General features: G+C 50.1%; 22 protein-coding genes. 14 read left to right on the top strand and 8 right to left on the bottom strand.

The genetic code is table 11. From position 1 onward, the window contains the following. The first annotated feature begins 12 nt into the window (after nucleotides 1-12). The 7 genes from FPG75_RS19620 to FPG75_RS19590 all read left to right on the top strand — a co-directional run bounded on the left by FPG75_RS19620 (nucleotide 13) and on the right by FPG75_RS19590 (nucleotide 8,321). Nucleotides 13-2,064, top strand: a complete 2,052-nt coding sequence (locus tag FPG75_RS19620; RefSeq protein WP_143309055.1) for a chondroitinase-B domain-containing protein — start codon at nucleotides 13-15, stop codon at nucleotides 2,062-2,064. Nucleotides 2,065-2,346: 282 nt separating this feature from the next. After that, complete coding sequence (locus FPG75_RS19615; RefSeq protein WP_161596853.1) at nucleotides 2,347-3,465, top strand: AI-2E family transporter; 1,119 nt, start codon at nucleotides 2,347-2,349, stop codon at nucleotides 3,463-3,465. A 77-nt stretch (nucleotides 3,466-3,542) separates the two neighbouring features. Next, on the top strand, nucleotides 3,543-4,721 hold the full coding sequence (locus FPG75_RS19610) for a DUF1624 domain-containing protein (RefSeq protein ID WP_143309051.1): 1,179 nt from the start codon (nucleotides 3,543-3,545) through the stop codon (nucleotides 4,719-4,721). Between the two features lie 479 nt (nucleotides 4,722-5,200). Further along, nucleotides 5,201-6,013 (top strand): AraC family transcriptional regulator, encoded by an 813-nt coding sequence (locus FPG75_RS19605; protein ID WP_143309049.1) that lies wholly within the window; start codon nucleotides 5,201-5,203, stop codon nucleotides 6,011-6,013. Nucleotides 6,014-6,087: 74 nt separating this feature from the next. Then, nucleotides 6,088-6,582: an anthrone oxygenase family protein gene (locus tag FPG75_RS19600; protein ID WP_143309047.1), complete on the top strand. Its 495-nt coding sequence runs from the start codon at nucleotides 6,088-6,090 to the stop codon at nucleotides 6,580-6,582. A gap of 72 nt (nucleotides 6,583-6,654) precedes the next feature. Then, nucleotides 6,655-7,650, top strand: a complete 996-nt coding sequence (locus FPG75_RS19595) for a S1C family serine protease (protein WP_143309045.1) — start codon at nucleotides 6,655-6,657, stop codon at nucleotides 7,648-7,650. Nucleotides 7,651-7,745: 95 nt separating this feature from the next. After that, a complete protein-coding gene (locus FPG75_RS19590; protein ID WP_143309043.1) occupies nucleotides 7,746-8,321 on the top strand; it encodes a dihydrofolate reductase family protein in 576 nt (191 codons plus the stop codon). On the opposite strand, the gene FPG75_RS19585 is transcribed toward FPG75_RS19590, so the two are convergent. From FPG75_RS19585 to FPG75_RS19570, 4 genes are all read right to left on the bottom strand, one after another. Beyond that, the gene (locus FPG75_RS19585) at nucleotides 8,318-8,647 is read right to left on the bottom strand and encodes a hypothetical protein (RefSeq protein ID WP_143309041.1); all 330 of its coding nucleotides are present in this window, start codon (nucleotides 8,645-8,647) and stop codon (nucleotides 8,318-8,320) included. The genes FPG75_RS19590 and FPG75_RS19585 overlap by 4 nt on opposite strands. After that, nucleotides 8,647-9,039, bottom strand: coding sequence for a DUF4267 domain-containing protein (locus FPG75_RS19580; RefSeq protein WP_143309039.1), 393 nt, complete (start codon nucleotides 9,037-9,039; stop codon nucleotides 8,647-8,649). The genes FPG75_RS19585 and FPG75_RS19580 overlap by 1 nt, the downstream gene beginning before the upstream one ends. 69 nt (nucleotides 9,040-9,108) lie before the next feature. Continuing rightward, the gene (locus tag FPG75_RS19575) at nucleotides 9,109-9,681 is read right to left on the bottom strand and encodes a Crp/Fnr family transcriptional regulator (protein ID WP_143309037.1); all 573 of its coding nucleotides are present in this window, start codon (nucleotides 9,679-9,681) and stop codon (nucleotides 9,109-9,111) included. A 53-nt stretch (nucleotides 9,682-9,734) separates the two neighbouring features. Next, nucleotides 9,735-10,787 carry an NAD(P)-dependent oxidoreductase gene (locus FPG75_RS19570; RefSeq protein WP_143309035.1) on the bottom strand — a complete coding sequence of 351 codons (1,053 nt, stop codon included), beginning with the start codon at nucleotides 10,785-10,787 and terminating at the stop codon, nucleotides 9,735-9,737. Between FPG75_RS19570 and FPG75_RS19565 the strand changes: the two genes are divergently transcribed. From FPG75_RS19565 to gap, 4 genes are all read left to right on the top strand, one after another. Next, entirely contained in the window at nucleotides 10,747-11,115 is a 369-nt protein-coding gene (locus FPG75_RS19565; RefSeq protein ID WP_143309033.1) for a winged helix-turn-helix transcriptional regulator, read from the top strand. The two genes, FPG75_RS19570 and FPG75_RS19565, sit on opposite strands and share 41 nt — an antisense overlap. A 5-nt stretch (nucleotides 11,116-11,120) precedes the next feature. After that, complete coding sequence (locus tag FPG75_RS19560) at nucleotides 11,121-11,525, top strand: hypothetical protein (RefSeq protein WP_143309031.1); 405 nt, start codon at nucleotides 11,121-11,123, stop codon at nucleotides 11,523-11,525. Between the two features lie 146 nt (nucleotides 11,526-11,671). Then, complete coding sequence (locus tag FPG75_RS19555) at nucleotides 11,672-12,655, top strand: GlxA family transcriptional regulator (RefSeq protein WP_143309029.1); 984 nt, start codon at nucleotides 11,672-11,674, stop codon at nucleotides 12,653-12,655. Nucleotides 12,656-12,683: 28 nt separating this feature from the next. Further along, nucleotides 12,684-13,664: a type I glyceraldehyde-3-phosphate dehydrogenase gene (gene gap / locus FPG75_RS19550; protein ID WP_143309027.1), complete on the top strand. Its 981-nt coding sequence runs from the start codon at nucleotides 12,684-12,686 to the stop codon at nucleotides 13,662-13,664. Here the strand turns inward: gap and FPG75_RS19545 are convergent. Genes FPG75_RS19545 through bla form a run of 4 tightly spaced genes read right to left on the bottom strand, consistent with a single transcriptional unit; the run spans nucleotide 13,659 to nucleotide 16,982 of the window. Further along, a complete protein-coding gene (locus tag FPG75_RS19545) occupies nucleotides 13,659-14,543 on the bottom strand; it encodes an MBL fold metallo-hydrolase (protein ID WP_143309025.1) in 885 nt (294 codons plus the stop codon). The genes gap and FPG75_RS19545 overlap by 6 nt on opposite strands. Before the next feature lies 1 nt (nucleotide 14,544). Next, nucleotides 14,545-15,216 carry a DinB family protein gene (locus FPG75_RS19540; protein ID WP_143309024.1) on the bottom strand — a complete coding sequence of 224 codons (672 nt, stop codon included), beginning with the start codon at nucleotides 15,214-15,216 and terminating at the stop codon, nucleotides 14,545-14,547. Between the two features lie 23 nt (nucleotides 15,217-15,239). Then, on the bottom strand, nucleotides 15,240-16,241 hold the full coding sequence (locus FPG75_RS19535; RefSeq protein ID WP_143309022.1) for a serine hydrolase domain-containing protein: 1,002 nt from the start codon (nucleotides 16,239-16,241) through the stop codon (nucleotides 15,240-15,242). A gap of 6 nt (nucleotides 16,242-16,247) precedes the next feature. Continuing rightward, nucleotides 16,248-16,982: a subclass B1 metallo-beta-lactamase gene (gene bla / locus FPG75_RS19530; RefSeq protein ID WP_143309020.1), complete on the bottom strand. Its 735-nt coding sequence runs from the start codon at nucleotides 16,980-16,982 to the stop codon at nucleotides 16,248-16,250. Nucleotides 16,983-17,064: 82 nt separating this feature from the next. Here bla and FPG75_RS26055 point away from each other — a divergent pair, with 82 nt between their 5' ends. From FPG75_RS26055 to FPG75_RS19520, 3 genes are all read left to right on the top strand, one after another. Continuing rightward, nucleotides 17,065-17,208: a hypothetical protein gene (locus tag FPG75_RS26055; protein ID WP_161596852.1), complete on the top strand. Its 144-nt coding sequence runs from the start codon at nucleotides 17,065-17,067 to the stop codon at nucleotides 17,206-17,208. Nucleotides 17,209-17,653: 445 nt separating this feature from the next. Further along, nucleotides 17,654-19,054, top strand: a complete 1,401-nt coding sequence (locus FPG75_RS19525) for an apolipoprotein A1/A4/E family protein (RefSeq protein WP_236652843.1) — start codon at nucleotides 17,654-17,656, stop codon at nucleotides 19,052-19,054. Nucleotides 19,055-19,116: 62 nt separating this feature from the next. Then, nucleotides 19,117-22,605, top strand: a complete 3,489-nt coding sequence (locus FPG75_RS19520) for an RHS repeat domain-containing protein (protein WP_143309016.1) — start codon at nucleotides 19,117-19,119, stop codon at nucleotides 22,603-22,605. Nucleotides 22,606-22,627 lie beyond the last annotated feature (22 nt).

Raw genomic sequence — 22,627 nt, 5'->3', positions numbered from 1 at the left:
AACTCATCGCCCATGAACCCTTTTTATCAACGTCTGTACTTCCTTTTTTGCTTTCTTATTCCCGCCTTTGCATCTGCGGCTAACATCCCTGTTAATTCACTGCAAGCCTTGCAGTCTGCCATCAACAACGCCGTTCCTGGCGATGTGATCGTACTGGCCAATGGCGTTTATACAGCATCTGCCAGCATCAGCATCAACAGGCAGGGCACGGCGGCACAGCCGATCACCATCATGGCACAAAGTGTTGGTGGCGCGGAGATCACTGGCACCGCGGGCATCACTTTGGTGAGCCCGGCGAAATACATCATCATCAAAGGTTTTAAATTCACCTTCAGCGCCTCTAAAGCCTCGTCCGCAGCGGGTACCAGCTTTTGCCGCTGGACGCGCAACATCTTCGAAACGCCCGGGGCAGGAGAGAACCTGCTCATCAATGGCGACGATCACGAAGTGGATTACAACACTTTCCAGCACAAGAATGCGATGGGCCGCTTTCTCGCGATACGCGGCACTGGCAGCCAGATCGCGCAGCGGCTGTACATCCATCACAACTACTTTTTTGATCAGCAGCCACAAACCGCGAATGGCGCAGAAACGCTCCAGTTCGGCCTCAGCGGCTTCAGTCTTTCTTCTTCCAACAGTATCGTAGAGTACAATCTTTTTGAGCAATGTGCGGGAGAAAACGAATTGATATCTGTGAAGGCATCTGCCCTTACTATCCGTTACAATACCATCCGTAATTGCCCGGCACAGTTCACGCTGCGTCATGGCAACAAGAGCGTCGTATATGGTAACTACTTCGTTAATACGCCAGGGATAAGGATATTCGGCGATGATCACAAAATATTCAGCAACTATTTTGAAAACTGTAATCCTGCCATCAACATTGGTAATGGAGATGGAGAAGTGGCCGATGGCGCGCCGCTCACCTCGCACGATCGTCCCGATCGCACACTCATCGCCTTCAACACGCTGGTAGATAATCCGGCCAACTACGTGCAAAGTGGCCGTACGAATGGCCTTGGCGCTACCGCTACCATTTTTGCCAACAACATCATTCAGGGCGGCGGGACAGCAGCCAGTATCGCCGGCCCTTATACCGATGCGGTATGGAGCGGCAACCTGCTCTACAACACCAATGGCGCCGGCGCAATGCCTGACAGTGGCTATACCACCGCCAACCCTTTGCTGGCAAGGGATGCAACAGGCACTTATCATTTGCAGGGCGGCAGTCCGGCCATCGATGCAGCCGCAGGTTCCTACCCGGATGTAACAGTGGACATGGATGGACAGCCACGCATTGCGCCGCTCGACAAAGGCGCTGATGAAGTATCCAACGCACCGGTGATCGCACAGATATTATCGCCTTCCATGGTGGGCGCAAATGCCGCAGCGCCGCAAGCGCCCTGCCTGCCTGTTAGCGCCAGCGCCGATGACGGCAATGTACCAGCCAATGTACTTGATAATAATCTCGCCACCCGTTGGTCGGCCAATGGCGACGGCCAGTGGATACAATTCTGTTTGGGCGACACGCTGCAAATATCCGGCGTACAGATCGCGTTCTTCAACGGCAACATCCGCAAATCCACTTTTGATGCGCTCGTGGCAAACGATACCATCAGCTGGATCACCGCCGCCAGCGGCCTGGTGAGCAGTGGCGCCTCTCTCGATCTGGAAACGTTTTCATTCACGCCGCGCAGCGGCAAATACGTTCGTATTGTAGGGCATGGCAACAGTACCAACCTCTGGAACAGCTATACAGAAGTAAAAGTGCAAACCGGCGCCCTCGCCGCCAGCAAAACAGCCGATAACAGCATTGTTCTGAACGCCTATCCCAACCCGTTCACCACCAACGTTACCACTTCTTTCATACTCAAACAGGCCGGCCATACCTCCCTGCTCATATACGATATCAACGGCAAAGTGGTAAAAGTACTGGCCAACGGCCTGCTGCCCGCCGGCGCGCACACCATCCCCTTCGATGCCGGCAGCCTGCCCCCGGGTGTTTATATCCTGCAACTCGGCTGTAACGGAAAGGTATATACGAAAAAAGTGCAGAAGCAATAGCGAAGGTTGTCTGGCTCAGGATTATAGGATTGAAAGGATTACCAGGATTTTTTTTGTCAGGATTAAAAAAGGATTCTTGAAGATTGATGGGAAGATCAACGAGGTTCCAGCCCTTGAAGCGCTTTGAGCGCTTCAAGGGCTATCGTCGCGAAGATCTTCTTATCAATCTTCAAGAATCCTTTTTTAATCCTGACAAAAAAAATCCTGGTAATCCTTTCAATCCTATAATCCTGAGCCAGACAACCTTCGCTCAAAAAGCATATATTTATGCAAACGTATCTTATGCGGCAGACCCAAATACCATCTTCGCGGAGTGTTGTAGAATCCATCCTGGTGCTGCTTTTGCTGCTGGGGTTGCTGTATGCATTGTATGATGTACTGAAAGTATTTTTTGGAGTATTCACTTTTGCGTTGATCTTTTTTGTTTCATTTTCACAACCCTATGAGTGGCTGGTACGCAAGCTCAACAAGCGCCGCAAACTGGCGGCAGTGCTGTATGCGGTAGTGTTGGTGATCATTGTGGCCTTACCCTTGATATACCTGGTTGCTGCACTGGGACGGCATTTGAAAGATACCTTGCTGCTCATCGATGATATTCGGGTGAATGGCTTGCCGCCTTTGCCGGATGGCATCACGCATATGCCGATGGTAGGCGAGAGCGTTGCTGCTTTCTGGCAGCAGCTGCGCGATAATCCCAAGGAAACGATTGCTGGTTATGAACACCATATCCGGATGGTATTGCGGCACCTGCTCAGTGGCGGTGCAGGCATATTGGGCGCAGCTGCACAGTTTGTGCTGGGCATCTTTATCTCTGCGTTTATGCTGGTGAGCGGACAGAAATTTTTCCAACCGTTGAAAACTACTTTGCAGCATCTGCTCGGTCGCCGCGACGGGCTTACCCTGATGAATGCCACCGCCAGCGCGATCAAAGGCGTATCTATTGGCGTGATGGGAACTGCTTTTATTGCAACGGTTATTTCCTGGATCGGCTTCACGATCGCAGGCGTGCATTATACTTTGTTGCTGTCGGCCCTGGTGTTTTTCTGTGTGCTGATACAAGTAGGCCCGCTGGTGGTGTGGCTGCCGCTCATCATCTGGATGGCTACGCAAGGGCATCCGGGCATGACGGTATTCCTCGCCATCTATGGCGCTGGCCTGCTCGTGGTGGATGCAATCCTCAAGCCGGTGCTCATTGCCAAGAGCGGCGGCAAGCTGCCGTTCATGGTGCTGTTCCTTGGCGTGATCGGCGGTTTGGCGGCATGGGGCTTTACAGGTATGTTCAAAGGCGCTATCATACTGGCAGTATTCCATACCGTATTCAAATCCTGGCTGGCACGAAAGGCCATACGGACGCGCCGTCACAACGATCCGCCGGCTGGTCAGGATATGTTAGTCATCTGATGATAAAAAGCAATAAACGACGGAGGGATTATCAACAGATAGCGGTATATTTAATGTAATATATCAACCATCATTTCATGTCACTATTGCGTTCCTACCGCGCACGTTCCGTCGATATCCTGCGCGGCATCGTGATGATCATTATGGCGCTGGATCATACACGTGATTATTTTCATGTTACAGCCATGACGGCCGATCCCCTGAATGCCGCCACCACTTCGCCAGCTTTGTATTTTACCCGTTGGGTCACACATTTCTGCGCGCCGGTGTTCGTGTTCTTGTCAGGGCTTTCCGCTTATCTCTCTTCACAAAAGAAATCTCCCGGCGAAGCCGCCGGCGGGCTCGTCAAACGTGGCCTGTGGCTGGTGTTCGTGGAAATAGCGATCATCACGATGGGGCTCACCTTCAACCCGCACTACGGATTTATCATCCTGCAGGTGATATGGGCCATCAGCTGGAGCATGGTGCTACTGGGCATCTTCAGCCGTATCTCTTTCCGGCTGGTGCTGGTAACAGGCATCCTGCTCTGTTGCGGACATAATATCACAGACCTCCTCAAACTGCCACAGGCCGGCGCCGCCGGCAACTGGTGGCATCTGTTGTTAACGGCAAGAGGTACCGTGATCGTGTTATCGCCCACGCATCTCGTCGGTGATTTCTACGCCATCCTGCCATGGACGGGCATCATGTTCCTTGGCTATTGCACCGGCACGCTCTACCGCGAATCCTATCCGGCAGAGAAAAGACAAAGACTCATCCGCAGTGCCGGTTTTGCCTTGATAGCGCTCTTCTTTGTATTGCGCTTTATCAATGTTTACGGCGATCCGGTACCCTGGCAAAAGCAAGACAGTTTCCTGAAAACGTTATATGTATTTTTTGACGTGAGCAAATACCCGCCTTCTCTGATGTATGATTGCATCACGCTGGGATCCGCACTGGTACTGCTTTCCCTCCTCGAGCAGGTACGCGGCAAATGGGCGGCTGTAGCAGAAGTATATGGCAGCGTGCCGTTCTTTTACTATGTGCTCCATTTCTATCTTCTGCATACCTTACTGGTAGTAGTGTTTTTCGCTACCGGCCATAGTGCGGACCAGATCGCGAATGTGCCTTTCTATTTCCGGCCGCAACAATTTGGTTTCAGTCTGCCGGTGGTGTATCTCATCTGGATCGCAGTGGTAGCCTCCTTGTATTATCCCTGCCGCTGGTTCCGGCGTTATAAGCAGGAACACCGGCAATGGTGGTTGCGCTACGTATAGGCGTAGGCGTGGTGACAGTATGGATACTGTATGGATCAAGCCAGTCATAAGCCGGTATAGAGTATGGTTACAGCTATTTCGTAACAAACCACTACAAAATAAATGCTGCATAAATCTGCCGCCCCTACGGGGCTGATTGTAGCGTAGATCGCATTTTGGTACCCGGGTTGACGCCCGGGCCTACCGGGCTAACGCTCCTACGGAGCTGATCGTAGCGTAGATCATACCCACGCGGGGCGTGATTAATACGATCGTTACCGCCCCGTAGGGGCGGCAGATTGGTAGGATGTGATGCCTGCTACCAATATATCGCCCCCTAGGGGCGAAAACCCGGTAAAAAATCGGCGATCTACGCTGCGATCAGCTCCGTAGGAGCGTCAGCCCGGGCATCAAAATGTGTAAACCCGTGGCAATAAATTCCGGCGCACCGAATTCATCTCACATCAAGAGATTTAAAAAAGTCTTGTTATCTTTAGTGTATGCAATATGCACAGATACCGCCACCTGATTTTTTGAGGCACCATGTCCGCTACTTCTGGACGCTGGAAAGCAGCGCCACAGAGACTTTGCCAAAAGTGTTCGGCCCGGTGGTGGATGGCTGTCCCGGCCTGATGTTCCAGCAACCGGATATGGGCGCTTTTTCCCAGGGAAACAAGCAGCTGGCGGATATCGCGATATATGGGCAGTCTACCAAACATTCAGTGCTCACCTTCACCGGGCAGTTGCACCTGGTTGGTATTGTATTCTATCCCAATGCACTGAAATCCATCTTTGGTATCAATGCCGGCGAATTAACGAATGCCTGTACAGACCTGGAGCTGCTGCCCGCCCGCCAGACTGCCGAATTATCCGGCAAATTGCAGCATGCGAGTTCGCTGACAGAACAGATCAACATCTTGTCGGATTATCTCTTTAAACAGATCGCTTCCAATCAACAGGAGAATGATCTTACCCAATATGCGATTGCGCAGATCGCCAAAACAAAAGGCGCCATCTCTTTAAAAGATCTGCAGGACGATCTGCGGATGACGGAGAGAAGTTTTGAACGCCGTTTCAAAGAACATGTAGGTATCACCCCAAAATTGTTCTCGCGCATATGCCGCTTCCAGGCCTCCCTGAGCCAGTTGCGCGCCAATCACTACAGCAAGCTGTCGGATGTGGCATTTGAAAATGACTATGCCGACCAATCTCACTTCATCCGCACCTTCAAAGAGTTCACCGGGTTCTCTCCTTATCAATACCAGAAACAACTGGAAGAAGTAGCGGAAAATTTCACCCTGTTCATCAATTAATGCCGCGTGTCGGATTTGTTCTATTTTAAGGTATGACCTTGTTCTAGTTTTGTGTTATCAATTTATCACACACTATGAACAAGCAAAACTTTTCACTCGTACTCGCATTCATGACTACCGCTTTAATGGCGGGCCTTTTCTATGGCTTTTCCGTGGCCGTTAATCCCGGCCTGGGTATGCTGACGGATCAACAATATATCGCTGCTTTTCAGGCGATCAATATTGCGATCATCAACCCTGCATTTATGTTTTGTTTCCTGGGGGCGGGCGCTTTCCTGGTATGGGCTACAGTGGCGCATCGTCGTTCGCCGCGTTTCCGCTGGCTGCTGATCGCTACCTTGTTGTATGTGATAGGCGTGCTGTTCATCACCTCTGCTTTCAACGTTCCGATGAACGACGCCATCGCAAAGTTCCAGCTGGCAGGCGCCACGCCGCAGCAGATGGCCGCTGCCCGCACGCAGTTTGAAGGCCCCTGGAATGGCTGGCATACCGTGCGCACCTGGGCCAATATCCTCGCTGCGCTGGCCTGCATTATTGCCGTTTTACAACCCGCGAAATACCAGGATTGACAGGGAGCAGGCCGGCAAGATGCCAAAAAGGCGCATGATCCAAACTGGTGAAGATTTTGAGCCAGCCCATGTATGGAAAATATTATCTCATTACTCGCACAAAATACCGCCAACGATACGGCCCTGCTGGATGCTTATTCCAGGACCATCACCGGCGTAGTGGGCACTGTAGCTGAATCTGTGGTACACATAGAAGTACAGAAAAAGGTGGCCAACAGGAATACCCCGGAGCGCAGAACGCAAGCTGGTACCGGCTCCGGGTTCATCATCTCCTCCGATGGTTTTATCATCACCAATAATCACGTAGTGGAGCAGGCCGAAAGTATCCGCGTATCTTTCGTGGATGGGCGCAAGGTAAATGCAGAGGTCAAAGGCGCCGATCCTTCTACGGACCTGGCAGTGCTGAAGATCGATGAAACCGGCCTCAAAGCCTTGACGCTGGCGGATTCCTCCACTTTGCAGGTAGGACAGATCGCCATCGCGATCGGTAACCCGATGGGTTTGCAATACACCGTTACCGCCGGCGTGGTGAGCGCTTTGGGACGTACGCTGCGCGCCAGCAACGGCCGCCTGATCGATAACGTGATCCAGACAGACGCAGCGCTCAATCCCGGCAACAGCGGCGGCCCGCTGGTAAATTCAAGCGGACAGGTGATCGGCGTGAACACCGCCATGATCGCCTCTGCACAAGGGCTTTGCTTCGCCATCTCCTCTAACCTGGCCGCACAGATTGCAGGACAGCTGATCCTGCATGGCCGCATCCGCCGGGCGCAGCTGGGTGTTGCCGCACAGCCGGTGAACCTCAGCAACCGCATGGTGGCAGCCAATAAACTGAATGCCCACACCGGCGTGTATGTGTTCGAGATCGTGCCCGATGGCAATTTCTATAACAGTGAGCTGCATATCGGTGATATCATTATCTCCTTCGATCACCAGCCCGTGGCTACGGTCGACGACCTGCACCAGTTACTGTCGGCCAACCAGATCGGCCGCCGTGTGATAGTGGAAGTGCTGAGAGGCGGACATAAGACAAATGTAACAGTAATACCCGGCGAAACGGCCAGCTGAGCGGCTGCCCGGTAAATTACCCCCCTGAGAATGTCCGATATGGCCCGCTTGCAAGCCGGCAAAGGACACTACTTTTATCTTGCAAACCCGATGCAATGAGAAAAGTAGTTTTATCCGCCAACGTGACCCTGGACGGTTTTATGTCCGGGCCTAACGGAGAGCTGGATTGGCATTTCTGTAACTGGAATGAAGAGCTGGGCGTATATGCCTACGAACAGTTACACACGATGGATACGATCCTCGTAGGCCGCCGTACCTATGAAACCATGGCCAGCCACTGGCCACATGCTTCGCGCCACAACGGGGCAAAGCAACAGGATATTGCATTTGCCGACCGTATGAACCAGCTGCCTAAAATAGTGTTCTCCACTACGCTCAAAAAAGTATACTGGAATAATTCAAGACTGGTGAAAGATCATATCAGCGAAGAGGTCCAGCGTCTCAAGCGGCAACCCGGCATGGATATGATCATGTGGGGCGGCGTAGGTATTGTATCCAGCTTCGTAAAGCTCAACCTGATCGATGAGTACCGCATCTTTGTAAGCCCGGTGGTGATAGGCCGCGGCAAGCCGCTCTTCCGCGAGGCCTTACAACAACAGCAACTACGGCTGTTGGAAGTAAGGCCTTTCAGCAATGGCGTGGTATTGTGCCGGTATCTCAAGGGGTTTTAAAATTTCAGCACCGCAATTAGTGCAGCCGTTACCGTTAGTGTCAGCAGCGTGATGATCGTTTTCCTGCTGGGTAGTTTGTTGCCGCCGATGGCATTGATCACCGTTACGGCCAGGAACAGCCCCGTCTTGGGCACTACCTTGTAATAGTTGATAGCAGGGTATTTCAGCGCTACCAGCGCGATGCCGGTGAGCAGGATAGTGATACCCAGTATCAAGCCGGTATACTCTTTCTTTACCGGCGGTACCCTTAACATGGATACAAGCAAAGCCACATAGGCAAGGAAGGCACAGAAATGTACGAGCAGCAGGATATTGAAGAACAACATTATTTTGTTTTTGAAGTGGTGAGCAGATAATAAGGTCCGAGGAGCAGGCACAGCACAACAGCAACGGCGTGCGCGATCAGCCGGGCAGGAATATGATCGGGATGCATATACACTATGCTGAAATCAACTGCAGGTATGATAACGGCGAGCAGCAGCACCCAGCCGAGGCCGCGGTATTCGCGGGTGAACAGCAGCACGCACAATATCAACCCGTAACAGAGGTCGCGTATACCTTTGATATAATGGAAAGAGGCATCGCTGGTGCTGACATGGATGCCGAACTGCCATTCACTTTCCTGCGGGCTCAACAGAAAATGTGCGCCGATATAGATCAGGCAAATACCCGTTAAGAGGGAGAGTACGAAGGCGGTTGTTTTAGTAGCTTGTTTCATGATGTTCATTTTTTATGATCACAAAACTAGCGGCCACCCGGAAGGATTTCATGCACCTGGGTTAATAAATCAGGTAGCTGCCAATCTTTTCCTGATACGGCTGAGCGACTGTGGTTTCACGCCTACATAAGAGGAGATATAGTATTGCGGCAAACGTTGCAGCAGGTCGGGATAGGTGGCCATGAACCGCAGGTAGCGCTGTTCCGGCGAATCGATGTACATCGAATGTACTTTGCTGATGGCATCTACATAAATCATCTCACAGGCCAGCCGGCCAAATTTCTGTCCTTCCCTGATCGTCTCATATAATATTTGCAGGTCATCATAAGAGATGATATACAGGAGGCTGTCTTCAATAGCCTGTATGCTCCTGGTAGAGATGGAATGATCGAGGAAGCTCTGATAATTGCAGACAAAATCATATTCTTTCCCGAAGTCGAAGATGAGCTCTTCGCCATCGTGGTTGGTGAAGTACCTGACCAGTCCCTGTTCTATGAAGCCTACTTCGCGGCATACCTGGCCTTCGCGGAGGAAGTAGCTGCCTTTGGGATAATGTTTTTCTTTAAAGAGATGGCTTACCTGTATTTTTTCAGCATCATCCAGGTGAATGAAATGTTGTATGGCAGTGAGGAGCGAATGCATGATAAAAATTATGTTGCCCGAAGATAAAGTTAATCCCGGGCAACACAATGGTATTACATCACTTTGATAACGGCGGATACCTGCTCATCGCTAAAGCCTGCGTCCATGGCTTTTTTGAAGAGGGTTTGCAGCAGTCCGGGGAAATGAGTGTCGATACCGGTTTCGCGGGCATGCGCTATCAGCATGTCGGCGCCGGCGGCACAGGTTTTCACGGAGCTTTGCGGTTGGCTGTGATCTTTGGCAACGATCTTGTCGCCGCTGTCGCGGATCATTTCGCCGAGGGCGGGCCACATTTGGCTCACGAGATGATTGAAAGCCGCTTCAGGTATGCGTTCCGCCTGACTGATGCGCATACCGTGCAGGAAGCCGGTGATGGCGCCGAAGAGGGTGGACAGCAGGGCGAAGTCCCAGGCAGAGGCTACGCCGGCATCATCGCCCATCAGGAGGAGGTTGCCGCCGAGTGCCTTCAGCACCGCTTCACTTTGCGTATAGGCGGCAGCGTTACCCGACAGGAAGATGGTGGTATCCGGACGGCCCATCTGTGGCGGGGTAGCGAGGATAGCGCCATCGAGATAATGGATGCCATGGCCCGCAGCCCAGGCGGCTGCTTTCCTGCCAGCCTCGGGCGTGCCGGTGCTGAGCTGTACCAATGTTTTGTTTTTGAGCGCCTGCCTTACTTCCGGCTGATCGAGCAATTGTTCAGTGGTGGCGTAGTCGGCTACACAAACGATGATCACGGAGCTGGCCGCTACGGCTGATGCTACATCTTGCGCTAAAGTAGCGCCCTGCTGTACGAGCGCCGCCGCCTTGTCGGCCGATCTGTTCCATACGGTTACCTGATATCCATTTTTCAGCAGCAAGGCTGCCAGTACGGAGCCCATTGCGCCAAGACCTATGACGGTGGCCGTTTTGGTGTTGTTGGTCATATATGCATAATTTGCTGCAAAGTGACGCCAATCAAGGTTTGTAAACAATAAGGGTGAAAATTTGCGGGTAGGGATAATTTTTTCCCTGCGGGTAATTTTAAACCATAGGCGTAAATTTGTGATGCCTAATACGAACCTTATGTACGAGAAAAAAATGCGGAAAACATTTGCTTGTGGCATGTCGGTGATTATGGAGATCATCGGCGGCAAATGGAAGGCCTATCTGATACATTGCATCAATCATGGCGTGCGCCGCCCCAGCGACCTGCAACGCCGCATCCATACGGCTTCCCGCCGGGTGCTCAACTTGCAATTGCGCGAACTGGAAGATCATGGCATCATCAAAAGAACCATCTATGCCGAGCTGCCGCTGCGCGTGGAATATTACCTGACCGATTTTGGAGAATCATTGCTGCCTGTGATCGCTGCCATGGAAACCTGGGGTGATCAGTATCTCGACACCTTCAACTTACTGGAAGAAGAGCGCCGTGCAAAAAAGGCGTCCTGACAATCATGGAAACATATACGCTTGAACAACCGGTAGCCGTATGCTGCCTTACAGTTGCCACTTACCCTGCTGGCGTGGCCGAAGCCTTTGATGCATTGGAGCTCCGCCTGCAAGGCTTTGAAGGGCGTTCCCTTTTCGGGCTGCTGTTCCGTGAAGATAATGGCCCCTTGTTTAAAGTGGCCGTATCCGCGCTGTATGATGGCGAAGCGGAGGCCTATGGCTGCGAAAGCTATACCATCGCCGGTGGCAAATATATTACAGCCACCATCACAGCATGGATGTGCCATCTGGAAAAGATTGATGAAGCATTTGATGTATTGGAAGAGGATCCGCGCATAGATAGCGCCGCGCCCTTGCTGTCGTGGTATCGAAGTGGAGAGGAGATGATTTGTATGGTGAGAATTAAATAAGACGAACCCCGCGTATGTTGCCTCTCATGCTATCTTTGTGGTATCATTTCGCACTTGGAAAATAAATATGGTAAATAAAACAAATATGGCAGTATCTGTTTAATTTTTGTCATTGCAGACAAGTGCCGGATGTGGTACTTTTGGGTATGGCTGATAACAAAAAACTAATTGTAATCGTTTCGCTGCCCGGTACCCGTTTGCTCACGCTGGCAGGGCCTTCCGACGTATTCGGCCTGGCGGCGACCTACAGCAATAACGAGGAATATGAAGTGATGATTGCAGCGGCCACCGTGTCCAGACAGGTGCATACCAATTCCGGTATTGACCTGCTCACGCCGGCCTCTGTACATGAGATCAGGAAAAAGATCGATACGCTCATCATCATCGGCTACAACCTGCCGGAAGAAAGTGAAGACTATAAGAAATTTTATCAATGGCTACAACGCCGGGCGCCGCAGATACGCAGGATCGGTTCGGTGTGCGTCAGCACTTTTGTGTTGGCAAAAGCGGGGCTGCTGCATAACAAGCGCGCCACAACGCACTGGGAGCGCTATGAGCAGCTGCAAAGCATGTATCCCGATATCCAGGTAGATACCACTCCTTTCTTTATCAAAGACGGTAACATCTATACTTCCGGCGGCGTTACTTCCGGCATTGACCTGGCGCTGGCGATGGTGGAAGAAGACCTCGGCCGCGAACTGGCCCTGCGCGTGGCGCGCAAGATGGTGGTGCATCTCAAACGCCCAGGTAACCAGTCGCAGTTTGGTGCGCTGCTGCCCGACTATGAGCTGAACAGTCACCTGTTGCGTAAGCTGCGCCCCTGGATCATGGACCATATCGATGAAGACCTGCGCGTGGAGCAGATGGCGGATTACATGAACATGAGCGCCCGCAATTTTGCAAGAGTATTTTTGAAAGATACCGGTCTAACACCGGCAAAATTCATCGAAAAGCTGCGCCTGGAGCTGGCCCGCAACTATCTTGAAAACAGCGACCTGAATATTGAACAGATCGCGGTGAAGTGCGGCCTCGGCGGCCTCGTGTCGATGCGCCGCGTCTTTTTACGGCACCTGGAAGTGTCGCCCAGTACCTACCGGAATAGTTTCCGCACCTCGCTGGCCCTGAACTGATCTATCATCTACCAAAAAAATTATAATCATGAAAGTCGCAATCAATGGATTCGGACGTATCGGAAGAATGACGATGAGAGTCCTGCAACAGCAGCCGGGCGTAGAAGTAGTAGCCATCAATGACCTGGCCGATATCAAAACCCTCACACATCTTTTCAAGCATGATACGGCACATGGAAAATTTCCGGGCGTCGTTACGGAAGATGGCCGTCATATTATCATCAACGGCAAACCGGTTTTATTGTTGAATGAAAGAGACCCGCTGAAACTGCCCTGGGGCGAGCTGGGCGTGCATGCGGTGATTGAATCCACCGGCCGCTTTACCCAGCGGGAGCAGGCGGCTGCGCACCTCCAGGCTGGCGCCAAAAAAGTGCTGATCACTGCGCCGGCCAGCGGCGGCGTGAAAACCGTTGTGGACGGCGTGAACAATCATATCATCTCCCCGGAAGATGAAATATTATCTTCCGCTTCCTGTACCACCAACTGCATTGCCCCGGTGCTGCACCTGCTGGATAAGGAATACGGTATTGAATCCGGTTACATGACCACCATCCATGCTTTCACGATGGACCAGATGTTGCAGGATGGTCCGCACAAAGACCTGCGCCGCGCCCGTGCTGCTACGCAATCCATCATCCCCACTACTACCGGCGCAGCTAAAGCTATCGGCGATGTGCTGCCGCAGCTCAAAGGCAAGCTGGATGGCTTCTCTTACCGTGTGCCGGTGATCGACGGTTCTATCGCCGAGCTGACCGTTAATCTCCGGAAAACGCCTACAGCAGCGGAAATCAACGCTATGCTGAAAGCGCATGCCGAAGGCGATATGCTTGGCATCATGGAATATTCCGATGAGCCATTGGTATCTTCCGATATTCTTGGCAATACGCATTCCGCGATCGTAGACAGTCTGCTCACAAGGATCATCGGTAACACTGCGAAAGTGGTAGCATGGTATGATAATGAAGTGGGTATTTCCAACCGGCTGGCAGCGCTGGTGTCAACCTTATAAAGAAGCATTCACAGGGCTGGTGTGCAGTATATCCGTTACCGTTAGTCCGGGCGGTATCCTGTACACCGGTATGCTGATGCCGTATTTGTGACAGCACTGCCGGATGGCGGTGTCGATCTGTTCCAGTGAGTATCTTGATGAAAAGTGCCCCAGTATCAGCTTGCCGATCCGGATATGGCTGACCATCTCCATCACTTCTTCCAGTGTGCTGTGTTTGTTGGCATGCGGTTTCTCTTTGATCTTTTCTGTTCCGCCAAGGAAGGTGGCTTCGTGGATGAGCACTTCGCTGCCATCGAAGCGTTGCCAGTCTTCCACGGGGGTGTCGCCGGAGTAGGCGAGGAGGGTATCACGTACTTCCATGGTGGTGTGCGCCTTGCCGCGTTCCATGATGATGCGGCGCAGTTCTTCCGGTGGTAGTTGCGCGAGTTCGGGTATTACTTTCTGGCGGGTTTGTATGAGCAGGTAGCTGAGGCTGCGGGTGATGTGATCCGCTGCGGGCACATGCCCGTTGCGGACAGGTTTTACCAGCAGGTCGTCGCGCAGCCAGATTTCATCCGTTGCTGATACGGGTTTCCAGATAGCGCCTGATACATGTGGGTCGAATAAGACGGAGAACTGTTGCAGGGCTGGAAAGGAGCGGCTATCGCGCGGGTAGCAGATCACCGGATATCCTTCGCGCGCATTGAGCTGGTTGAGTTGCAGCAGGCCGGTGAGATGGTCTCTGTCGGCATGTGAGATGAACACATGATCGATCTTCCGGCTTTTTTGCAGCAATGCGGAGATCAGGCCATCGCCGGCATCGAAGAGGATGCCTGCTTCTTCCACAAAATACCAGGTGGAAAAGAGCGCGGTGGAATATCCGGTGATCGTGAGGTGCATGTTATGATTCGTTCCCTTTCTTAGCGCCAGGGTAGCGGCCTCGCAGCCATTTGATCTGGCCGTTGTGATTGGATTCGTGTTCTACTACGTGGAAAAATTTGCAGTAGTTGTTGGTGGGGCCCCAGAACCATTTATCGTCGGTGGCGAGCAGCCATTGGTCGTCTCTCTTCTTCAGTTCCTCCAGGGTATGGTTGCGTACTTCATCGAGCGTGTCGAGGTAGAATTTAAGGTCGTGGCCTTTGATCTCTTTGCGGCCGGCGTCGCCCAGTTCGGAGGCGGCATGCCAGCGTTTTTTTTCGGCGTCGGGCCAGGCGCCCCATTTCAGTCCGTCGAAGCAGTGCATCTGGTAGAAACGTTCGGTGGCGGCCAGGTGCAGCAGCATGGCGCCGATGGTGTTGGCTTTATCGTCGAAGAGGAAGTCGAGTTCTTCCTGGTGCATGCCTTGTACAGACATCAGTACAACATTGCGCATCCAGTTCATCATGGATACGAGTGTGCCTATCTGCGGGCTGTAGCCGGGTTTGGGGCCTACGAAATTGATATTATCGGCAGTGCCGCTCATCACGGCTGGCGCTGAGAAGCCGGCCAGTGGCAGGATGCCGAGGCCTGCGGCCAGTATGGAGCCGGATCTCAGGAAGTCCCTGCGGCTATGGGTGGTGTCAGGTGTTCTCATATTTTGGTGCTTGTGTATAAAGATCAATATTTTTTTGCCAGCTCGCGGCATTGTTTTTCAAAGAAGAAAGCGCGTGGAAAGTTGCTGGTACTGTAAGCTACATTTTCCAGCATCACGATGCTCAGGTGTTTAGCCGGGTAGTAGAGATTGAGGGAGATGAATCCGCCATCGATGTAGCCGGTATGCCAGAAGGCCGTGGCGCCGTCGTTTTCATCGCTCATAATACCATAACTGTAATGGTTATTGCCAAATACGCTGTGCGTGTAGGCGGAACCGTTAGTGGTCATGTGCCGGTAGCTGCTGTCGGACAGGAGTTGGCCGCCATGCAGCAGTTCATTCCATTTCGCGAGGTCGGCTGCATTGGTGATGATGCCGGCGGGAGCCAGCGGTATGCGGTAGGGGCCTGTGTTGGTGTGCAGGCTGCCATCGGGCATTTCTTTGTGACCGGCCACCAGGTGTGCGGCATGCAGCGAGGCGGTGGTATGTTTTAACCCATAGCGCTGAAACAGGCTGTTGGCCAGCGTTTCGAAGGATTGGCCACTTACTTTCTCCAATATCTTTTCCAGGAGGCTGTAGTCGATATTCGCATAAGCAAAACGGGAACCAGCGGGAAATGCCAGCGCAGCGTCGAGATCGATACCATTGGGAGAGGTAAGGCCTGAAGTATGATTGAGCAACTGATGAATGGTGACGCTATCGGCCCAGGGGTATTGCAGATCGGGCAGGTAGCGCTTTACCGGGATGTTCAGTTGCAGCATGCCTTTATCTACCAGTTGCAGCACCATCACGGCGGTGAACTGTTTGCTCACGGAGGCGATGATGAACTGATCCTCCATTTGTAATGGCGGAGAGTCTTTATCGCCACGTACGCCATGGGCCAGTTGATAAATGGTTTTACCATTTTGGGAGATGAGGACCACGCCATTGAAGGGTCGTGGCTGAACAAGCCGGAACAGGGAATCCAGTTGGGCGGTGGCTGTATGAAAACAGCAGACGATTAACAGCAGGAGCCAGCAGGCGCGCATAGGTGCTTACTTTTTTCTTTCTTTCAATAGTTGGAAGGTATGGTCCAGCGAGGCGATATTTTCCCAGCTGCCGTGGCCGGGGATCACATATGCCGGATGCGGAAAACGTTTTTGTACGTTGCGGATGGAGGCGGGCCAGGCTTCGAGATTGGCTTCCGCGATGTAACCGAGGCCGGTATCTTCTGTACATTTTACGAAACATCCACCATACAGGACTTTATTTTGCGGTAGCCATAGCACGATGTTATCGGCCGTATGGCCTGGGCCGGGATAGTAGGTCTGGATGCGGCATCCACCGATATTAAAGGTAGTATCTTTCAGAAACCGGTAGGCGGCGGTATGCTCATGATGCACCACGCAGGTATCATACGTTTCCTGTGATGACCAGGTAGCGATACCTTCCCTTTGCAATATGCCGAATCCGCCGGTACGGTCGCCATGGGAATGTGTGGCAATGCACAGCACCACCTTTTGATGATGCCTGGCGTAGATGCTGTCCAGCAGCGGCTTGCATTCGGTAGTGTCCCAGGGGCTGTCGAGCAGTACAGCGCCTTTCGGTGTGAGCACATACAGGCCGTTGGCCGGTACGGGTTCTGATCGATACATGTTCCATGACGTGAACACGTAGCAGTTGCCCGTGAGATGGGAGATGCGCAGTGATGGCTTCTTTGATTGCGCGAAAAGCAGCATGGGCAGGCACCATGCCAGTAGTGTAGCACCTAGTTTTCTTGTGAGTAGCATGAAATTTTTGTTGAGGTATAAAGGTAAGATTATGGGGAGAGAATAGTAGTTTTATTTGAGATCTTTTTTTGATTTTTGCGGTATGAGAAAAAATAGAATAGCGCGGAAAGAAGTAGGACGGATCAGCATTGTGGCGATATTGCTTGGCTGGGTCTATGCCTTCCTGTACCAGATGGTGATAGTAAGCATGGCAGGCACATTAGTAGATAATTCTGGAAAATCTTAAAACACCTATAGATTCAGCGAGATTTGCTTGGACAGTGATGCTGATCCAGTCGAAGTGGTTGGTCTGTTTTCAGCTGGCATTTATTTCTCTTGCCGTCTGGCTGATATGCACACGTGGGAAAGGGTGGAAGGAGTGGCTTATATCATGGGGAACATTGACGACTGTTTTTGTAGCAGGGAGTAAGTTCATTTAATGATGGCTGTCGGAAAAAAAAGAAGATTCCCTGTTGGTAGCAAGTAGCAGTCAACGGATATTGATGCTTGGGAAATACTTTTCGGAGTTCAAAATTCAACAAAGACAAACTGGTTTTCTAAACTATTTTGACAGGATCAAAATATTTCAAAAAATGTAACATTAAAGTTGTATTATCGCCCTCGATTAATATTGTTTTCTTTGTAGTGTGTAGCATTTCGACTTAATTATGAAGTTCCTGTATCTATTTGTTTTGACCCTGATCCTTCAATTGTCTGTGACGTACGCGCAGGACAGTACCGTGCATAAAGCATTAAAAGTTCCCGATAAATATTTTTCTGAAGTAAACCGCAAGGCTTCCCGACTGGAAAGTCAGGTCACCAAACGTTCGCAGCAGGCCCTGAGCCGGATGATGAAGGAAGAAGACCGCATGCGCCGCCGCCTGATGGGAATGGACTCTTCAGCTGCCAGGCGCCTGTTCAGCCGCTCTGCCGATTCACTGGCTAACCTGAAACAACGGTTGCGTGGTAAACTGGGTAAGGTGCCCGGCGCTAACATGCTGGCCGGTAATATGTACCTGGATTCCCTGCAAAATTCGCTGGCATTTTTAAAAGACTCCAAAGGCTTGCTGAATCAGTCGAAAGGCCTTAGCGACAAGCTCAATGGCTCCATGCAATCTATCGATCAGCTGAAAGAAAAATTGCAAGCGGCGGAAGAGATCAAAGCGTATATCCGTGAGCGTAAGAAACTGTTACAGGAGCAGCTGTCGCAATACACTGGCTTCACCAAGGATCTGCAAAAGATGAACAAGGAAGCCTATTACTATGCGCAACAGCTGAAAGAATATAAAGAGATCTTTAAAGACAAGAAGAAAGCCGAACGGAAAGTGATGGAGGCCATCACCAAGGTGCCTGCATTCAACGACTTTATGCAGAAACATTCCTACCTCGCCAGCCTGTTCAACATACAAGGCGGCGGCGGTGGCGCCACGCCCAACCTCGAAGGGCTGCAAACCCGTTCACAAGTGGAAAGGCTGATCCAGCAAAGGATCGGCAATGGCCCCAATGCTTCGGCAGCGGTGAGTCAGCAGATGGCAGAAGCCCGCAGCAAGTTCGATGAGCTCAAAAGCAAATTCCCCGATCTCGACAATGCCGGCGAAATGCCCAACTTCAAGCCCAATGAAATGAAGACCAAGAGCTTCCTGCAACGCCTGGAATTCGGCAGCAACATACAGTTCCAGCGTAGCACCAAGTTCTTCCCCAGCACCAGCGACCTCGCCGGACAGGTAGCCTACCGCTTTCACAAAAACGGTAGCCTGGGCATCGGCGCTTCCTACAAATTGGGTATGGGCACCGGCTTCGATCACATACAGTTCACAAGCCAGGGCCTCGGCATCCGTTCATTTATAGACTGGAAGCTGAAAGGCACCTTTTTCATGAATGGCGGCTATGAACAGAACTATCAACCCGAATATACCTCTATACCCAATGGCGCCGGTCAGCAATGGACATCCAGCGCCTTATTGGGCATCAGCAAAAAATACAAGATCAACTCCAAACTGAAAGGGAGCGTGATGCTGCTCTTTGATTTTCTGTACAATCAGCATGTACCTATGACCGATCCTGTGAAGTTGAGGATGGGGTATAATTTTTAATAACCGGAAAATATATCTGTACTTTTTTAACCCTGGGCTCAAAGCCCTTTTAAACCGTGCTTGTGAAGTTTAGACTATTATTATTCGCACTATTTTCGTGTTTCATTGTAAATGCGCAAAATCAGAATCCATTTAATGTTACCAACATTTTCCCGCCTACGCCGGAAGCTTCTGCCATGGGGAAATATATAGAAATGCCGGTGGGATTGAGTACCGGGACTCCGGAAATCAATATTCCTTTGTATACGCTCCAGCAAGGTAAGTTATCAGTGCCGGTAGGATTGAGTTATAATGCCAGTGGTATCAAAGTGGAAGAAACGGCTTCCTGGACGGGGCTGGGATGGAACTTGCGTGGCGGAGGCTCCATCAATCGTGTTGTACGCGGGTTGCCGGACGATGTTGACCCATATGGATATATGTATACACCCAAAACAGTTGAATATATTATTGGATTGGACCATACCAGTCGGGAATATTACGATATCATGTACACGAATTATGCACGAGGAACACTGGATATCGAGCCCGATGTATTTATGTTCTCTGTACCCGGTTACTCGGGCCGCTTTTATTTTGATCAACAGGAAAAGAAATTCATCCTGACGCCATTACAAAGGATCAAAATAGACTATCAGGTGGATGCGAACAATCGCATAAAGGCATTTCAACTAACAATGCCAAATGGAATGAAATATTATTTCGGTATATCCAAAGATAATCTGAGACAGGCAACAGATGTAGTTCAGAATAACTTCGTTACCAATAAAAGTACGCCGGGTGGGATTTCTTTAGGCGAACCCGATAATACCGCACCGCACATTAGTGCATGGCAGTTGATGGATATTGTTTCTCCTGAGAATCGCATTATTAGTTACAGCTATGAAACGTATCGGGCTACTGATTTTGGTCGGGGTTCGGAAGTGAAAGACTTCGCTCAGGCAGGCAGATGTCAGGCAGTTACCGGAAATGTTACTACTTCTTATTATAAGCAATTGACCTCTAAATCAATACTCCGGAGTATTGTGAGCGACAACGTTACTGTGAATTTTATCCGTTCTGCTGCCAACAGGCTTGATGTAATGGGAGAAGGGAAACAACTGGATAGCATTGTTGTAATAAACTCGGCAAACACCAGAGTGAAAAATTTCGTTTTCGACTACGACTACTTTGTGAGTAGTGAAACAAGTGATATCCTGTGCCCGGGTGTCGGGAATGTAACAAATATTGTCAAGCGACGGCTCTACCTGAAATCATTGAGAGAGGTGAGCCTTGATAATGCTCTTCAGCTCTCCCATATATTCACATATAATACGAGCCCTTCATTACCCAATAGATTGTCCGCTTCACAGGATTTGTGGGGATACTACAACGGCAAAAGTAATAGTCAGATGATCCCCGCATTTGAAGCACAAGGGTTGGATGGTGCTGATAGGACGGTGAGTCTGCCTGAAGCAATGGCTGGAACGTTGTCGCGAATACAGTATCCAGGCGGGGGGACTTCTTCATTCACTTATGAAAGTAATACTGTGGATGGCAGTAATATGAACTTGTTGAAGAATGGATTTCAACTTTCCGGAAGAATAAATCGGGCTTATTTTTTTTATAAAGCCAATCAATTTCAGCAGCCGCCGGGATCGAATATATATATAGATACCTTTACAGTAGGCAATAGTGCTCCTGGCACCTCAGGACTCATCGTGGCTAAGGGCTGCGATGCATTTAATACTATCAGTTGCCCGCTGAAAATCACTATTACAGGAATAACAGATCCTTCATATTATTTATGGATTAAGCACCCTCAAATCAAAGGCCCGCTAGCCCCTGGAAAGTATCAAATCAAAACAATCGTTGACTCGGACAAACCTGATCAGGATTTTCAGGTGGAAGTATATTGGCAGGAATTAGATTCAAATTATATCAAAAATCTTATCGTGGGGGGGCTGCGTGTAAAGAAAGTTATCAATGAAGATGGCTACGGTGGACGATTGGTAAAACAATTCGAGTATAAGGACTTCGAGAAGCCGGGCAATAGTAGCGGATTACTGAAGAATATACCAGTTTTTGCGTTTAATATTTATTGTGGAATATCAGGTGAAACGATGCCTTCGGTATTGAGACGCGCTTCGCAAAATGCATTGCCGCTATTCGCCAATGATGGACAAGGTATCGTTTACAGAAATGTTACAGAATACCGGGATGAAAATAACGCCAACATGAAGACTGAATATGAGTTCTCTTATGATTTCCTTGGCTTTGTCGAACCCAGTACCAAATATCCTTACCCTGCAAACGTTGCAGCTGATTGGCGTACAGGTATTTTGGAACGAAAACGTGAGTATGAAAAACTTAGTAATAATACATATCGGATACTGACAAATAATTATTGGTTCTATGGAAATCATGATACCTACTTTAAGTATCATGACATCAGGATCAGCCCGGATGCCAGCTATCAGACCTATAGCTCCGCTTTAGGGCAATTCGCTACAGAGTGGTATACATTGGATTCGACTGTCAATAAATACTATACCTATAATGTCGATGGTAGTCTGCAGGCTGAAATACGAGATGTTATAGCTAACTATTATAACAAGGCTAACAATTATACACTATCAAATACACGAGCCATTAATAGTAAAGGCGGAATCATAGAGGACAGGACATGGTATCCTGGCGACTACAATGATATTACAGGCTATGGTTTTAATACATTGGTTGGTAAAAATATCGTAGAGGTACCTGTTAAACAGGAGACCTCCGTTGCTGGTAAACTAGTGAAGGGACAGGTATACAAGTATAATTCAAATGGACAACCTGTTAATCTTTTTGCGTATGAAAATGTGAATCCCAGAGATACATTATCACATGATAGAAATGTAGTAGTACCTGTCGATTATAAATTGAGGACTATTGCTGCTTATGAACCTTCCAAGGGAAATATGACCTTGGTATTGAATACAGATGATATTCCACAATCCATTATCTGGGACTATGCCGGCAATTATCCAATAGCACAATTCAGGAATGCCGATAGTTCTTCTATTGCTTATACTTCCTTCGAGGCCGATGGAAAAGGTTATTGGTCTTATGCTGGCCCTACCTATACTGCCGCAAAAGCCATAACTGGCAAAAGGTACTATGATTTGGCTGGCGGTCCTGTTACGCGATCCGGATTGCAGACAGGTACTAACTATATAGTTTCCTACTGGACCAAAAACACGAGCGCATTGAATATTGCGGGAACAACCAGCACAGTAAAAGGCAGAAGTTTCAATGGGTGGAACTATTTCGAGCATCGGATTACGGGCGTGAATAGTGTATCTCTTGCTGGTAGTGGGTTTCTTGATGAAGTGAAAATTTACCCCGCAAATGCGCAGTCTGTGACCTATACTTATGAACCTGAAATCGGGGTAACCAGCCAATGTGATGCCAAAGGACAGATCAGTTATTATGAGTATGATGCATTAGGTAGATTGGTAACTGTGCGAGACCTCGATGGAAACATACTCAAGAGAATAAGTTACGAATACAAAGCCCCTGTCACACAATAATTTTATCCATTTTAATAGCACT

The organism is Chitinophaga vietnamensis (assembly GCF_902167635.1).
GTDB classification, from domain to species: domain Bacteria; phylum Bacteroidota; class Bacteroidia; order Chitinophagales; family Chitinophagaceae; genus Chitinophaga; species Chitinophaga vietnamensis.
This window is presented reverse-complemented; position numbering and strand designations above follow the sequence as displayed.